At 49.5% G+C, this 16,105-nt stretch carries 13 protein-coding genes and 1 pseudogene; 2 read left to right on the top strand and 12 right to left on the bottom strand.

Annotated features, from left to right (window positions below; genetic code table 11):
- Window positions 1-122: 122 nt before the first annotated feature.
- The 11 genes and pseudogenes from EXG77_RS04860 to EXG77_RS04810 form a co-directional block, all read right to left on the bottom strand.
- Window positions 123-641 (bottom strand): adenine phosphoribosyltransferase, encoded by a 519-nt coding sequence (locus EXG77_RS04860; protein WP_023468928.1) that lies wholly within the window; start codon window positions 639-641, stop codon window positions 123-125.
- Complete coding sequence (gene recJ / locus EXG77_RS04855; protein WP_035396645.1) at window positions 620-2,929, bottom strand: single-stranded-DNA-specific exonuclease RecJ; 2,310 nt, start codon at window positions 2,927-2,929, stop codon at window positions 620-622. The genes EXG77_RS04860 and recJ overlap by 22 nt, the downstream gene beginning before the upstream one ends.
- Window positions 2,930-3,001: 72 nt before the next feature.
- Window positions 3,002-5,213: pseudogene (secD, locus tag EXG77_RS16515) on the bottom strand (protein translocase subunit SecD).
- Between the two features lie 153 nt (window positions 5,214-5,366).
- Window positions 5,367-5,657, bottom strand: a complete 291-nt coding sequence (gene yajC / locus EXG77_RS04845; protein WP_029342244.1) for a preprotein translocase subunit YajC — start codon at window positions 5,655-5,657, stop codon at window positions 5,367-5,369.
- Window positions 5,658-5,729: 72 nt separating this feature from the next.
- Complete coding sequence (gene tgt / locus EXG77_RS04840) at window positions 5,730-6,875, bottom strand: tRNA guanosine(34) transglycosylase Tgt (RefSeq protein WP_029342245.1); 1,146 nt, start codon at window positions 6,873-6,875, stop codon at window positions 5,730-5,732.
- Window positions 6,875-7,915 (bottom strand): tRNA preQ1(34) S-adenosylmethionine ribosyltransferase-isomerase QueA, encoded by a 1,041-nt coding sequence (gene queA, locus EXG77_RS04835; RefSeq protein ID WP_035396643.1) that lies wholly within the window; start codon window positions 7,913-7,915, stop codon window positions 6,875-6,877. Before queA ends, tgt begins: the two co-directional genes overlap by 1 nt.
- Before the next feature lie 4 nt (window positions 7,916-7,919).
- The gene (ruvB, locus tag EXG77_RS04830; protein WP_023468935.1) at window positions 7,920-8,915 is read right to left on the bottom strand and encodes a Holliday junction branch migration DNA helicase RuvB; all 996 of its coding nucleotides are present in this window, start codon (window positions 8,913-8,915) and stop codon (window positions 7,920-7,922) included.
- Between the two features lie 4 nt (window positions 8,916-8,919).
- Window positions 8,920-9,513: a Holliday junction branch migration protein RuvA gene (ruvA, locus tag EXG77_RS04825; protein WP_023468936.1), complete on the bottom strand. Its 594-nt coding sequence runs from the start codon at window positions 9,511-9,513 to the stop codon at window positions 8,920-8,922.
- A gap of 163 nt (window positions 9,514-9,676) precedes the next feature.
- Window positions 9,677-10,774 carry a quinolinate synthase NadA gene (nadA, locus tag EXG77_RS04820; RefSeq protein ID WP_035396641.1) on the bottom strand — a complete coding sequence of 366 codons (1,098 nt, stop codon included), beginning with the start codon at window positions 10,772-10,774 and terminating at the stop codon, window positions 9,677-9,679.
- Window positions 10,764-11,606, bottom strand: a complete 843-nt coding sequence (gene nadC / locus EXG77_RS04815) for a carboxylating nicotinate-nucleotide diphosphorylase (RefSeq protein WP_023468938.1) — start codon at window positions 11,604-11,606, stop codon at window positions 10,764-10,766. Before nadC ends, nadA begins: the two co-directional genes overlap by 11 nt.
- Window positions 11,530-12,999: an L-aspartate oxidase gene (locus tag EXG77_RS04810; protein WP_052017097.1), complete on the bottom strand. Its 1,470-nt coding sequence runs from the start codon at window positions 12,997-12,999 to the stop codon at window positions 11,530-11,532. The genes nadC and EXG77_RS04810 overlap by 77 nt, the downstream gene beginning before the upstream one ends.
- A gap of 98 nt (window positions 13,000-13,097) precedes the next feature.
- Here EXG77_RS04810 and EXG77_RS04805 point away from each other — a divergent pair, with 98 nt between their 5' ends.
- Window positions 13,098-14,180 carry a cysteine desulfurase family protein gene (locus EXG77_RS04805; RefSeq protein WP_023468940.1) on the top strand — a complete coding sequence of 361 codons (1,083 nt, stop codon included), beginning with the start codon at window positions 13,098-13,100 and terminating at the stop codon, window positions 14,178-14,180.
- A 24-nt stretch (window positions 14,181-14,204) separates the two neighbouring features.
- On the top strand, window positions 14,205-14,747 hold the full coding sequence (locus EXG77_RS04800) for a transcription repressor NadR (protein ID WP_023468941.1): 543 nt from the start codon (window positions 14,205-14,207) through the stop codon (window positions 14,745-14,747).
- 41 nt (window positions 14,748-14,788) lie between these two features.
- Here the strand turns inward: EXG77_RS04800 and EXG77_RS04795 are convergent, their stop codons facing one another.
- Window positions 14,789-16,063 carry a hemolysin family protein gene (locus EXG77_RS04795; protein WP_074668414.1) on the bottom strand — a complete coding sequence of 425 codons (1,275 nt, stop codon included), beginning with the start codon at window positions 16,061-16,063 and terminating at the stop codon, window positions 14,789-14,791.
- Window positions 16,064-16,105 lie beyond the last annotated feature (42 nt).

Raw genomic sequence — 16,105 nt, 5'->3', positions numbered from 1 at the left:
CCCGGGATCGTCTGCAACGGAATCCCTAATATATAGTTCTTATTATCGTGAAATCTTGAGAAGATGTCAAAATAAAAAGAAATACCCCCTTGGTCACCATGTACCAAGAGAGTATATATGCTTTAGTCTTCGTAACGAATCAATGAAAGAACGTCGTATCCTTCGAGTTTCTCACGTCCACCAAGACCATCGAGTTCAATCAAGAATCCGATTCCGGCAACCGTTCCGCCTAATTTTTCAATCATTTGGATCGTCGCTTCGATCGTACCACCTGTCGCAAGCAAGTCGTCAAGGATGACGACGCGTTGTCCTGGTTGAATCGCATCTTCATGCATCGTCAAGACGTCTTTTCCGTACTCAAGACCATACTCGACACGGACTGTCTCACGTGGTAATTTTCCTTCTTTACGGACAGGTACGAATCCGATTTCCATCGCGTAAGCGGCTGGGCAACCAACTACGAATCCACGTGCTTCCGGACCCGCGATGACATCAGCACCTTTACTGCGTGCATATTCGACAAGTGCATCAACCGATTGTTTGTATACTGGTCCGTTCTGCATGAGTGATGTGATGTCTTTGAAACTGATTCCTTCTTTCGGCCAGTTTTCGACCTCTTTTATATGCTGTTTGAACTCCATGTCTTTTCCTCCTGCTTCGCCGCTTCTACCAAAGTATCAAAACGCTCTTTCAACTGAGCGAGTGACGAATAAATGTATTGTTGCTCGAGCTCTTGACGCGCTTCATGACGCTGGTACGTCGGAGCTTCCGTCAGATCTCGTTTTGCAGCATTTGGGTTTACACCCGGCAGCCCGTCCTCCATTGTAACAAGAAAATCAAGTTCCGAGAATACCGAATGCATAAAGTTAATCGATCGTTTCGTCCATTTTCGCGATTTCGACAAACGTACGAGACCAATTCGGAGCTCGTCGCGTGGACATTTCGCGAAATACTGGAAGTAATGCTTGAAGTCCTCGCGCGATGGAATCGTCTCAAAATAATAGCCCTCGTCCTTAAAGGCACAATAAATCCGCTCTGCCTGTTGGACGTATGGATGAAACGCAACTTCTTCTTCCGGTAGATCGAGGAAGACGATGTTTTGACGAATCGGTCCGTTCAACGGACGTTCCGCGTACTTCTCCTTCACCTCATCAGTAAAGGCAACGAATGTCGTCGTCTCATGCGGTAAGGCGAATAGTTCGCTCAGCGGTCGCTTACCGCCACGGTAATCGAATACTTGAACATCTTCGACAGCGACGTCTTGAATCATCAATTGTGGTTTACGGAAGCCATTCCACTCGTTGATGTTCAGACTGCCCATCAAGTGAATCTCGGATAAGGTCGAGACTTCATCGACAAGGTCGCCGAAGCCAAAACCGATCGCATCGAGTTCCTTCCCATCGCCTGATAGTAGTGCTTTGACATGCGTCAAATCGCGACCGATCCGTTTCATGTCACGGATCTTCGCCTGCTCGATGACGATTCGTGGCGCAGGATTTCCCATCCCGAACGGCGCGAGTCGCTGAATATCTTCAATCAACTGGATTGAGACATCACTGACCTGTAGACGTAGATCGACATCAATTGTCGCGATGAAGGCATCGTCTGGCAATGTACTTGCTTGTTCATTCAAACGTTGACGTAACGTCTCGACGTCATCGGAAGAGAGCGTCATACCGGCAGCAGCGGGATGTCCACCGAAATGCGGCAAGATGTCTTCACATTTCGTGAGTTCAGCGAAGAGATCAAAGGCTGGAATCGATCGTCCAGAACCCTTCGCTGTTCCTTTTTCAGCATCATGACACAGCATGATGACGGGACGGTGATATTTTTCAACGAGTCGCGAGGCGACAATCCCGACGACACCTGGATTCCAGTCTGCCGCATCGACGACGAGCACGCGGTCATCTTTAAAACGTTCTTCGACAAGTGCCGTTGCTTCCTCTGCAATCTGTTTGACGATATCTTGACGTTGTTTATTTTGTTGGTCGAGTTGTTTCGCGAGATGAAGTGCCTCATCCTTACTTTCCGCTAGTAACATCTCGAGCGCTGGCATCGCTGAATCAAGACGACCTGCCGCATTGATCCGCGGACCGAATGCAAATCCGACTGATTCTTCCGTCAGTTCGTCTTCCGTCAAACTACAAACGTCCCGTAACGCAAGGATACCCGGACGTTCACTCGCATTCAGCGCCTCGATGCCGCGGATCGCAAGCAACCTGTTCTCTCCGACGAGCGGCACAAGATCGGCAATCGTTCCGAGCACGGCAAGATCGAGTAACTCGACGGGTTCACGGTCAAGGAGTGCATGTGCGACTTTAAAGGCAACACCTGCCCCAGCAAGCTTCGAGAACGGATAGTCTGGATCGACACCTGGGTGAATTAAGGCAAAGGCATCAGGTAACGTTTCTTTTGCTTCGTGGTGATCGGTGATGATTAAATCGACCCCGAGTTCCTTTAGGACATCGGCTTCATGAATGCCGGAAATCCCACAGTCGACCGTGATAACGAGGCTGAACCCTTCTTCTGCAGCCCAGCGAAACGCGGCTTCGTTTGGTCCATAGCCTTCCGTGAAACGGTTCGGGATATAACACTCTGCCATTCCTCCGATTTCAATCAAGGCATGCCAGAGAATCGCAGCGGAACTCACGCCGTCGACATCATAATCACCGTAAATCAAAATCATCTCGCCCTCGTCGACGGCACGTTGAATCCGTTCGACGACTTTTGGCATGTCTTTGAAAGCAAATGGATCATGAAATGCCATTTGATCGGTCTCTAAAAAATCACGGGCAGCTTCACGAGTCGTGAATCCCCGTTGGATAAGTAGTTGTGCGACGCGCGGTGAGATTGTGCCATCCGCCGTCAATTGTTCGATTTGTTCTGAATCGATGACTTTATCAAGCCATTTTTTTTTAGCATGGTACATCTCAAACCCTCCAATCAACTTCCCCATTATAATTGAAAATCCGCACCAGCGATAGCTGATGCGGATACTCTTTTAAGAAGCGCGTTTTGTACGACCAAGTGTCCGACCCTTCATGACGAGCCAGAGTTGCGCGGCGATGAAGATCGAAGAATACATCCCCATGATCAACCCGACAAGCAGGGCGAGACTGAATCCACGGATTGCTTCGCTACCGAAGATGTAGAGCGCTGCTGCTGTCATGACGACCGTGACGACGGTATTGATCGAGCGGATGATCGTCTGTTGGATTGATTCATTGACGATATGCGCCAATTCATCAAACGAGACTTTCCGACCACCTTTTTCAGCGAGTCCGAGATTTTCTCGTACCCTGTCGAACGTAACGATCGTATCGTTGACGGAATACCCGATGATCGTCAGGATTGCTGCGATGAAGTACAAGTTGACTTCGATCTGGAACAGCGAGAAGAATGCCACGATCATCAACGCATCATGTAGCAATGCGAGTACTGTCGCAATTCCGTATAACGGTTGGAATCGGAACGAGACGTAGATGACGATCCCGAGTGACGCGAGCAAGACGGCATAAATCGCGTTACGCGCGATTTCTTGACCAACTTGTGCGGAAACCGTCGAGATGCTCGGTTCCTTATCATACTGCGCTTCAATCGTTTGTTTCATTTCAGAAATTTGATCCTGACTAAATTCACCAACGAACGTGACGTTCGCTAACTTTCCGCCTTGAGCGAACTGAATGCCATCGATTTCTTCCGCATCGATCCCGGCATCTTCAATGACGGAGCGAACGTCCGCTTCCTTAATTTGATTCTCAGAAGAAATCTCGACGCGAGTTCCTTGCGTGAAGTCAATCCCAAGGTTCAGACCACGGAACGACAACAAGAGTACAGAAACGATGACAAGCGCGATCGTGATCGCGAAATAAATTTTTCGATGTTTGATGTAATCGAATTTCGTAGGATTAAAGCTCACGGATTTCACTCTCCTTTACACCGAACCATGATTTCTTCTTATCGAACCATCGGCTACTGACAAGGAGTTGCATCAGGTAACGTGAGACAAAGACGTTCGTGACGAACGTGACGGCGATCGAAACCATCAACATGATGGCGAATCCTTTGACCGTACTTGTACCAAAGTAGTACAACACGCCAGCAGAGATCAACGTCGTCAAGTTGGCATCAAGAATCGTACCGAACGAACGACGGTTACCGGCTTTGAATGCAGACAAGACGGATTTTCCACTTCGTAATTCATCCTTGATCCGTTCAGCGGTGATGATGTTCGCATCGACCGCCATCCCGACTCCAAGAACGAGTGCGGCGATCCCCGGTAACGTGAGGACGGCGTTGATCCCGTTAAAGAAGATCATGACAAGATAGATGTAGAACAGCAACGTGATGATCGAAACGAATCCAGAGATCCGGTAGAACAGTAGCATGAACAAGAAGACAGCGGCTACACCAATTGCTGACGCGAACAATGTTTGATCAAGTGCATCCTGTCCAAAAGCAGCAGAGACCGACGTCGAGTAGATTTCCTCGAGTTTGACCGGTAACGCACCGGCGTTTAGGATCGAAGACAATTGTTTCCCGTATGCGGCATCGATATCGCCACCAGAAATGATCGCTTTGTCCGAATTGATTGGTTCTTGAACAGATGCATCCGAAACGATTTTCGAGTTTTTCTTTTGAATCTCTTTTTCGTACGAATCACCTTTCTCGTAATCGAGCCAGATGACGAGACGATTCGCAGGTGGTTGCATTTGTGAAATCTTTTGAGTCACATCATAGAACTTTTGTTTTGATTTAAGTGAAAGTTCTACAAGCGGTTGGTTCGTTTGTGGATCGTATCCGACTTTTGCGCCTTTGGCTTTTAAATCCGATCCATCCAGTAACAACTTATTGTTGATGTCACGGAATGATAATTGTGCTGTCGAAGATAGGATTTGACGCGCTTCCGTCTGATCCTTGACGCCAGCAAGCTGAACGCGAATCCGGTTATCGCCTTCGATCCGGATGTCTGGTTCAGAGACACCGAGGACGTTGACACGGTTCTCGATTGCCGTCAGCGTCGCACTCATCGCATTTTGATCGATGACGTCTCCTTCTTTAAGCGGTTGTACTTCATACAAGACTTCGAAGCCACCCTTAAGGTCAAGGCCAAGCTTCGTATCCTTCAACAACCATGACGATGTCGTACCAATCAGTACGAGCAACGCGATGACGACGATGAAGAATGTGGCAAGTTTCCCTTTCTTGATCATGCTACATTGTCCTTTCTCTAGTTCCCAGTATATTTTCAGACAACTTTGTTCTCCTATCCTAGCTTACAAAAGAAATGGTAATCTTAGCAAACGTTTTTCTCATATATAAACAGAAAAGACGCTCCGGAATCCGGAAAGCGCCTTTTCGATGCCTTATTCGACAGTTTCGTCGTCCATGACAGTCGTTGATTTTTTCGTCACTTCTGCGACAGCACTCCGGTTGAATGTCAATTGTGCATTACCTGACTTCAATGTCACCGTCATGTCGTCAACTTTTTGGACAACCCCGTGAAGACCACCGATCGTAACGATCGAGTCGCCGCGTGAGAGTTCATTTTGCATCTGACGCACTTGCTTCTGGCGTTTGTTCTGTGGACGGATCAACAAGAAATAGAACACCACGAAGATCAAGATCATCGGGAGGAATGTGATTAAGCCTTCCATCTGATTCAGCTCCTTTTATCATTCAAATCACGTTCATTATACCGTGAAAGAATTGATTTGTCAGACGATTTGTTAGAAATTCTTTGCGTTCGGTAAATTGTAACCGTATTCTTCAAAGAATTCTTCCTTGAAATCAAGTAGACGATCCTCACGAATCGCTTGGCGAACGCCTTCCATCAACTTGACGAGGAAGTGAAGATTGTGTGTCGAACAAAGATGCAGACCGAACGTTTCTTGCGCACGAATCAAGTGATGGATGTACGAACGCGAGTAGTTCTTACACGCGTAGCAATCACATTTCTCGTCGAGCGGACGGAAATCACGTGCATATTTCGCGTTCCGGACGACGAGACGTCCTTGTGATGTCATCAATGTGCCGTTTCGTGCGATCCGTGTCGGTAAGACACAGTCGAACATATCGATTCCGCGAATCGCACCTTCGATCAATGCGTCCGGTGAACCAACGCCCATCAAATAACGTGGTTTGTCTTCCGGCATGAGTGGTGTCGTGAATTCGAGCGCACGGTACATGACGTCTTTTGGCTCTCCGACCGATAGACCACCGACCGCATAACCCGGGAAATCAAGGGCAACGAGGTCTTTTGCACTTTGGCGACGCAAGTCTTCGTATTCTCCGCCTTGGATGATACCGAACAGCGCTTGATCGTGTGGACGTTCGTGCGCAGCAAGACAACGTTCCGCCCAGCGGCTCGTCCGTTCGACAGATGCTTTCATGTACTCGTGAGAAGCTGGGTACGGTGGGCACTCGTCAAACGCCATCATGATATCTGAACCGAGTGCATTTTGAATTTCCATCGCTTTTTCCGGTGATAAGAACAATTTGTCCCCGTTCAAGTGGTTACGGAAATGAACACCCTCCTCAGAAATGTTCCGAAGATCAGCAAGTGAGAAGACTTGGAAGCCACCTGAATCCGTGAGAATCGCGCCATCCCAGTTCATGAATTTATGCAGACCGCCCGCTTCCTTGATGACATCATGTCCTGGACGCACCCAGAGGTGGTACGTGTTCGCGAGGATGATGTTCGCGTTCATGTCCTTGATTTGTTCCGGTGCCATCGTCTTGACCGTCGCTTGCGTTCCAACCGGCATGAAGACCGGTGTCTCGAAACTACCGTGCGGCGTGTGGACGATTCCTAACCGCGCTCCGGATTGTTTACATGTTTTGATATGTTCGTATGTTACCGCGTGTTTTGTCATTAGTTTCGTTCCTCTCTCGTTAAGAACATCGCATCACCAAAGCTAAAGAAACGATAGCCGTTTGCAACTGCTTCTTCGTAGGCATGTAGAATGTGTTCCCGTGTCGATAACGCGGACACGAGCATGATCAATGTTGATTTCGGTAAGTGGAAGTTCGTGATCAGACCATCAATCCCTTTGACTTCCTGACCCGGGAAGATGAAGATGTCCGTCCAGCCCGTTGCTTCGACGAAGTCACCGTGGTCGCGAATGACGGTCTCAAGCGTCCGTGTCGATGTCGTTCCGACCGCGATGATCCGTCCGCCTTGTTTTCTCGTTTCACGCAGCAGAGCTGCTGAACTTTCCGGCAGTTCGTAGTACTCACTGTGCATCTTGTGACTATCGACGTCGTCGACCGAGACAGGACGGAATGTGCCAAGTCCGACATGTAGCGTCAACGGTGCGATCCGGACGCCCTTCGCTTTTAATGCTTCAAGCAATTCCGGCGTGAAATGAAGCCCGGCTGTTGGTGCTGCAGCACTTCCGCGTTCGCGAGCGTAGACCGTCTGATAACGATCTTGATCCTCGAGTTGTTCATGAATGTATGGTGGCAGTGGCATCGTTCCGAGTTGGTCGAGCACTTCATAGAAAATGCCGTCATAGAAAAACTTCAGGATTCGTCCCCCGTCTTCAAGTGCTTCGACACACTCAGCACGGAGTAATCCGTCACCAAACGACAAAATCGTTCCTGGTTTGACGCGTTTTGCCGGTTTCGCAAGTGTTTCCCAAACATCGTCACTCGTTTGCTTCAAGAGTAACAATTCGATCTTCCCACCCGTCTCTTCCTTCACACCAAAGAGACGTGCCGGTAAGACTTTTGTATCATTGATGACGAGTGTATCGCCCTCCAGGAAGTGGTCGACGATATCATGGAAGTGCTGATGCTGAATCGCACCTGTCTCCCGATCGAGAACCATCAATTTCGAACTCGTCCGGTCGAGCAATGGCACTTGAGCAATTTGTTCTTCTGGTAAATGAAAATCAAATAAGTTTACATCCATTGGTTCAATTTCCTTCTTTCAGTCCTAAATGTTGGCGAGCGAACGGTGTTAAGACACGTCCTCGCGGAGTACGTTGTAAAAATCCTTGTTGCAGTAGATATGGTTCATATACATCCTCGATCGTCTGCGCATCTTCACCAATCGTTGCAGCGATTGTCTCGAGACCTACCGGACCACCGGCAAACCGTTCTGCAAGCGATCGAAGTAAACGATGGTCGACATCGTCGAGTCCAAGCGCATCGACATGCAAGCGATCAAGCGCACTTGTCGCGAGCACGGCATCGATCTCGGTTTGATGGGCGACTTGAGCAAAATCACGGACACGCCGTAACAACCGGTTCGCGACACGTGGTGTTCCACGTGAACGAAGCGCGATGGCTTCTGCTGCAAGACGATCCGCTTCGAATCCGAACAATCGTGACGTCCGGGTCACGATAGCAGACAACTCTGACATCGTATAATATTCAAGCTTCAGCGTCACGCCAAAACGATCGCGGAGCGGTGCCGATAGCATCCCCGCACGTGTCGTCGCTCCGACGAGCGTAAACGGTGGTAAATCAATTCGGACACTGCGTGCGAGTTCCCCTTGACCGATGACGATATCGAGACAATAATCCTCCATCGCCGGATACAGAATCTCTTCGATTGATCGACTCAATCGATGAATCTCGTCGATGAACAGAACATCACCCGGTTCCAGTGATGAGAGAATAGCAGCTAAATCACCCGGTCGTTCAATCGCAGGACCGGCTGTCGTCTTGATGCCGACTCCCATCTCGTTTGCGATGATTGTCGCAAGCGTCGTCTTCCCGAGACCCGGAGGACCATAGAGAAGAACGTGATCGAGTGTTTCCTGACGAATTTTTGCCGCCTCGATGAAGACACTTAAATTTCCTTTTGCTTTCTCCTGCCCGATATATTGCTCGAGCGTCTGAGGACGCAGACTCCACTCTTCTTGATCTTCCGCATGGGCGGATTCTGACAAAATGCGCTCTTCCATGTCCTCACCTCACATTCAATAACAACTGGAGTGCCCGTTTGACATATTGATCTGTCGACAGGACTTCTGCCTGCAACGCTTTTTTGACTTTCTCGACTTCTCGATCACTGTAACCAAGCGCCGTCAGAGCTTCACAAGCTTCATTCAGCTCAGCATTGCCTTGTGCGAACAAGCCTTCGCTCGGTACGTAATCCGGTGCGAGCTCGGCTAACTTTCCTTTTAGGTCGAGCGTCATTTGCTTCGCTGTTTTCTTGCCGACACCTGGGAATTTGACGAGATAACTTTCCTTCTCTTGTTCAATCGCTTCAACGAGCGCATCGACATTCCCTGATGCGACGATCGCGAGCGCTCCTTTAGGTCCGATTCCTGTGACACCGAGCAACTTCGTGAATAAGGCACGCTCACGCCGGGAACGGAATCCAAATAAGACTTCTTGGTCCTCACGGACATAATGATACGTATATACGATGATCTGTTCGTCTCCGGTCCGATAAAAAAACGGGTTCGGTGCTACGATCTTGTAGCCAATCCCGCCAACTTCTACCGTCACGAATTCCGCACAGACATAAGCGACTTCGCCGCGTACGAATTCTATCAATGTGGAACGCTCCCATCTTTAAACAAACTCTCGTGTTATTGTAGCATACATCTTCGTTTGGCTTCAAAGCGTTCTTCAGCAAAAATCAATACATATGTTCGCTCTCTCAAACAGAAGACAAAAAAGCGTGATCGTTCGCACGACCACGCTCTCCCCCTTTATTTTACGAACGCGCAAGCATCCGGTCGAGCGCCAGCACGGCATGCCGCGTCGTCTCTGCATCTACCGTAATGATGTTGACCGGCTCACCGGCTTCGACTTGTTCGAGCGCCCACGCCAAGTGCGGTAAGTCGATCCGGTTCATCGTCAGACACGGACACATGAATGGATTGAGCGACACGATATCGAGTTCCGGATGCGTCGTCGCGAGTCGATTGACGAGATTCATCTCTGTTCCGATCGCCCACTTCGTTCCGGGAACAGCCTGTTCGATTTGTTGAATGATGTACGCGGTGGATCCATTGAGATCAGACGCTGTCACGACTTCGTGCGAACATTCCGGGTGAACGAGAATCTTTCGCTCCGGATCCGTCTTGCGGAACTGTTCAATCTGACCGACCGTGAATTTTTCATGGACCGAGCAGTGTCCTTTCCACAAGATGACGCGGACGTCCTGGTCTTCTCCATCAAAAACGAGTTCGTCCTTGATCGGATCCCAAATCGCCATCTGTTCTAACGGAATTCCGAGTGCGTGCGCCGTATTGCGACCGAGGTGTTGATCGGGCAGGAAGAATAAGATGTCGCGTTCAGCAAGCGCCCACTCAACCATCTGGACAGCATTTGACGACGTCACCGTTGCCCCACCGTGACGACCGACGAATGCTTTGATGGCTGCCGTCGAATTGACATACGTCAACGGTAAAATCGACTCCCCGAATCGTTCCGTCAAGATTGTAAAGGCGCGCTCCGTTTGCGTATCATTCGCCATATCTGCCATCGAACAGCCAGCACGCATGTCAGGCAAAACAACTGTATGTGACGCATCCGTCAGCATGTCTGCCGTCTCTGCCATGAAGTGGACACCACAAAAGACTGTATATTCCGCTTCTGTCATCTGCTTCGCGACTTGCGCGAGCTGGAGCGAATCTCCCGTCGCATCCGCGAACTGGACAACTTCATCCTTTTGGTAGTGGTGGGCAGGTAAGAACAAGCGACTGCCCATCCGTGCTTTGACCCCTTCAATGATCGCAATTAATTCTGCTTCCGATTGCTGTAAGTACGACGCCGGAATCCCCTCATGACGTAATAAGTCAAATGACATCTTTTTTTCCTCCTTCGATTTTCATACTGATATCAAGCGCTGTTGCTGAATGGGTGAGTGCCCCGAGTGAGATGACGTCTGCTCCGCTATCCGCGAAGTCTGATAACGTGTCTATCGTGATTCCGCCGGATAACTCGACCGTGATATGCGGTGGAATCAATTGCCGAAGCTGTTTGATCTCTGCTGGTGTCCGGTTATCGAGCATGATGATATCAACTTTTGCAGCTACTGCCTCTAGCACTTCCGCTTCCGTTTCGACTTCGACTTCAATCGGTGTTGTATGACCTGCGACACGTTTTGCTCGCGCCACCGCCTCTGTGATCGATCCCGCGACCGTGATGTGGTTATCCTTGATCATGACGGCGTCATCGAGTCGTCCGCGATGACTATAGCCACCCCCGACGCGAACAGCGTGTTTTTCGAGCATTCGTAACCCTGGGGTCGTCTTTCGTGTATCCGTGATCCGAATCCGTCCTGCCGCTACCTCGACTGCTTGACGAGTTTTTGTCGCGATCCCGGATAAGCGTTGCACCAGGTTCAAGGCGACCCGTTCTCCGCTTAAGATGTCCTGTAACGAACCCGACCACTCGGCAAGGAGTGTTCCTCGCGTGACGATCGTCCCTTCCGCTACATGAATCGTCACGTCGACTTGTAAGAGATGTGCCATCTCCCGAATGATGTCGACTCCGCAAAAGACACCGTCTTCCTTTGCTAGAAAACGACCGGTCCCGCGTTCTTGTCCCGTCAGACATCCTTCACTCGTGATATCCCACTGTCCGATGTCCTCGATTAAAAATGCTTCCAGTTGTTGCCGTAACTGCCACTTGTTCAACGTTCTCATCCTCTCCTGTCAACCGACTTCGCGCCCCTTCAAGCAACAGACATGCCGTTACATGACGTAATCGATTCTCTTCCGCTTCCTGTCCGGATTCGTCTAATGTCCAGCTTTTTAACTCTTCTAAACTATCTTCTATTTGCTTAATATCCATTTCAACACCAATGACCTGCGATAGACGGTCGGTTACGGAACGAAGTGTTCCCGGGCGTCGTTTCACTTGTTTTACTGAAAGTTTCGGTAACAACTCGAGCTGTTCTGCTACTGCTTTCCCCATAACAACACATTCAAGGAGCGAGTTCGACGCCAGACGATTTCGACCGTGTAGTCCAATCGATGCCGTCTCACCGACCGCGTAAAGTCCTTCGACATGCGTCTGCCCCGTCAGATTCGTTTCGATCCCACCCATCAAGAAATGGATGCCTGGTGCAATTTCAACGAGATCCGGATTTATGTTCAGACTTTCACATTTTTCAACAAACGTTGGAAACCGTTTCGTCCGGTCGACGACGTTTGACGTATCGAGATAGACCGGTTCACATTTTCGCACCTCATGGATTCGTTTTGCGACTTCATCTCGCGCTGCTAAATCTTGCATCGGATGATCCGCCATGATCCGGTCACCATTTTTCGTTACAAGCGTCGCTCCTGCACCTCGTAGTGCTTCCGTGATCAAACCTTCCGAACGACCAGCATGAACGAGTACCGTCGGATGATGCTGGATATAACCGAGATCACGAATCGTCGCCCCCGCTTCAAAGGCGAGCGCAATCCCGTCTCCTTGAATCAAAGGATCATTCGTCGACGCCGCGAATAATCCACCCACTCCACCGGTCGCAAGAATCGTCGCGCGCGCCACAATCTCGATTGGCTCTCCCTCGCTATATCCGACTGCACCTACTACCTGCCCGTTGACTTGAATCAACTCCGTGATACACGTCTGCTCAAGAATCGGAAATGGTACTCGCGGCATCAACGTCTCCATGATCCGTTTACCAGTCTCGTCCCCGCCACAGTGATAAATCCGCGACAAACGATGCGCTCCTTCACGACCGAGCAAAAACTCTCCCTCGGATTGATCGAATGGAACGCCTTGTCGTAACAAGAATTCCATCGCCTCGGTTCCCGATCGAGTGACGTAATCGACGACGGACGGATTGAAACGCCCTTTTGCTGCTTGGCACGTATCTTCAAAGTGACCACGATGATTGACTTCTGCATAAGCGGAAGCAATCCCACCTTGTGCTCGAACGGAATTTGTCTCAAACCGCGTACCTTTTGTGACAAGCAACGCTTCCGTTCCGGGTGGAAGATGCAGAGCGACCGATATTGCGGCGAGCCCAGTTCCAATGATCAACACATCCGTCTCAAGTCTTTTATGTAAAGACATATGTTTTACACCTCTATATCTAAATGTTTACTATTGACTTGACAATAAGTTTGGCATACTTTTAGCTGAGTGACAAGACGAAAGGACAGGATTTTTTCATGATCTATCTCGATTACGCAGCGACGACTCCGCTGCATCCACAAGCACTCGATCATTATCAACAAGCCGCTCAGTCGTTCTACGGCAACAGTTCTTCTCTTCATGACATCGGTGGCAACGCTGAACGTTTACTCGAACGAGCCCGTCAGTATCTGATGCAACAATTGGCTCAACAAGAAGGAACCGTCATCTTTACAGGGAGTGGATCTGAAGCAAACTACATCGCTTTGACCCATCTGATGCGACAGAGTAACAAATCAGTTGTCTTGACACTTCGATGTGAACACGACTCGGTCTTGCTTCCGCTTGCGCGCTGGGCACAAGAAACACGACACCTTTCTTTATTACCGGACGGAACGTTCGATTGGGAACAATTCGTTGCAGCTTGTACGGATGAAATCGGTGTTGTCTCGATTCAACATGTCAATTCGGATACGGGTTTTCGCTTTCCGGTCGAACGGATTGCAGCATACTGTCAATCGCGCGAGATTCTGTTTCATTGCGATGGTGTCCAAGGATTTTTAAAAGATGCAATCAACATCGACGCTTTTGATGCCTACACGATGAGTAGTCATAAAGTGTATGGACCAAAAGGATTGGGCGCTTTGTACTTGCGGCGTCCGCTCTTCAGCCCTTATTACGAGGGACATCACGAATTCGGAATCCGCCCAGGCACAGTGGACGTTCCAGGAATTGCCGCCTTCATCGCTGCCTGTGAGGCGTCTCGCTTCGAAAATCCAGGAATCCAAGCTTCAAGCCGTCGATTTCGTGGTATGCTAAAAAAAACATTGTCTTCGTCTCGTTACACGATCATCGAGTCGCCGACGCAACTCGCTTCTATCTGCGCCATCCATACGAAGCAACGGGATGGTCAATACGCATTGCTCGCCTTGAATCGTGCTGGAATCGCGGTTTCCGCTGGTAGTGCTTGTCGTGCTGGAGAAAACGGTCCGAATGCGACATTACGTGCCATCGGCTTTGACGAATCAGCGGCTCACGGGTTGATACGACTCAGTTTTGGAAGACAGACGACGAACGAAGAAATCGAACAGTGCATTGATGTGTTGAACACGATCTCATGACACTGAAGAAAGGTAGGAGACATGATGGGGAAACGCATCTCCGGAGAAGAACGCCGGAAATCATTACTTCGTATGATTGAGGAAAGTGAGCAACCTGTCACGGGAACGGCACTGGCGAAACAAGCAGGCGTCAGTCGTCAAGTGATCGTGCAGGATTTATCTTTGTTAAAGGCAAAAGGATATCCTGTCATCGCGACAGCTCGAGGTTATTTAATCAATGATCCTGAAATCGACGGATCGAAATTACGTCGCAAGATCGTTTGTCGTCACGGCATCGATCAATTAAAGGATGAGTGTGACGCCATTGTTGACGAAGGGGTCGTCATCCGCGATGTCATCATCGAACATCCCGTCTACGGCTTCATCACTGGAGAATTGATGCTAAAAAGCCGCCGGGATGTCCGGGTATTGCTAGAGAAGTTACATGAGACGCAAGCCACTCCACTCTCGAGCCTGACGGACGGAGTCCATATTCATACGCTTGAGGCTGATCATGAAGACGCACTGGAAGCCGCTATCGCTAAACTCGATCGTCTCGGAATTCTCGTTTCGGAACTCGATGTCTGAACATCAAAAAACCGCCTATTCCTAAGGAATAAGCGGTTTTTTTATCGTTCAATCGGTTCAAGTCGTGTCTCCGGCATCGTAGCAGGAGGATCGAACGTTGCTAAGACTTTGCGGACGCGTCGGTTTTCGATATGCAAGACGGTCAACGTGACACGTTCATAACGCATCGCCGTTCCGACGTCTGGCAATTGACCGCTCTCCTCCATGATCCATCCCCCAAGTGACTGGGCATCGGTGTCCGGCATCGTCAATTGAAATTGCTGACAGAAGTCTTCAATGTCATACTCCGCTAGACATTCGTATTGCTCTGGACCAATCCGTTTCGTATATTCCAACGATTCATCGTGTTCATCCCAAATCTCCCCGACGATTTCTTCTAAAATATCCTCAAGGGTGATCAGACCTGCCGTCCCTCCGAATTCATCAAGGACAACTGCCATGTGGGACTGCTTGACTTTGAGTTCCGGTAATAAATCCATCAATCGCGTCTGTGGTACGACGAACGATACCGGTCGAATCCATTCTCGGATATCAACGGAGCCGTTCTTCACGTATGCACGCAGAAAGTCCCGCTCCGATAATACACCAATGACGTGATCAATCGAATCTTTATAGACCGGTAGACGAGAATAGCCACCCTTTTGGACTTCTGCAATGATGTCTTCGAGCCGCGCATCAATATCGATCGCTTGAATATCCATCCGTGGCGTCAGCGCATCTTCGACCGTCGCATGTTGAAAATCAACTGCTTGATGAACGAGTTCAGCCTCTGCAAGCCCCATGATCCCTTCTTCCTGACTAATATCGACGAGTGCCTTGAGTTCCTGTTCGGTCACGAGCGGTCCTTTCGGATCAGCCCCAATCAATCGTAGCGCCAATTGGCGTAAGCGGAGTAACAGGAAAACGAGCGGTCGAAAGCACAGTAAGAAGAAACGCAGTGGACGTCCGATCAATAACACGTAACGTTCCGTATGTTCACGAGCATACGACTTCGGTATCAATTCTCCGAACAACAGCAACAGAAAAAACAGCGCAAGAAAGGCAACGGTTTGTGTTGCGATCGTCTCGACGAACTGGATGATCCACCAGCCACCAAATAAGATAAAGGCGACGTTGACGATCGTATTCCCAATCAAAATCGACGTCAGTGTCTCTTCGTAGCGTTGAAGTAAGCGAAACACACGGGACGCACGCGCGTCCCCTGCTTCCGATTGGTGCAACAACCGCAACCGATTGACACTCGCGAGTGCCGTCTCAGCTGAGGAAAAGAACGCAGATAACATGAGAATCGGAATTAACCAAACGACTGAAATCATGGGCAATGGGTCCACGATGCTTTCACACTCCGTTTCCTAATG

Source organism: Exiguobacterium sp. OS-77, assembly GCF_000414195.2.
Classification (GTDB): domain Bacteria; phylum Bacillota; class Bacilli; order Exiguobacteriales; family Exiguobacteriaceae; genus Exiguobacterium_A; species Exiguobacterium_A indicum.
This window is presented reverse-complemented; position numbering and strand designations above follow the sequence as displayed.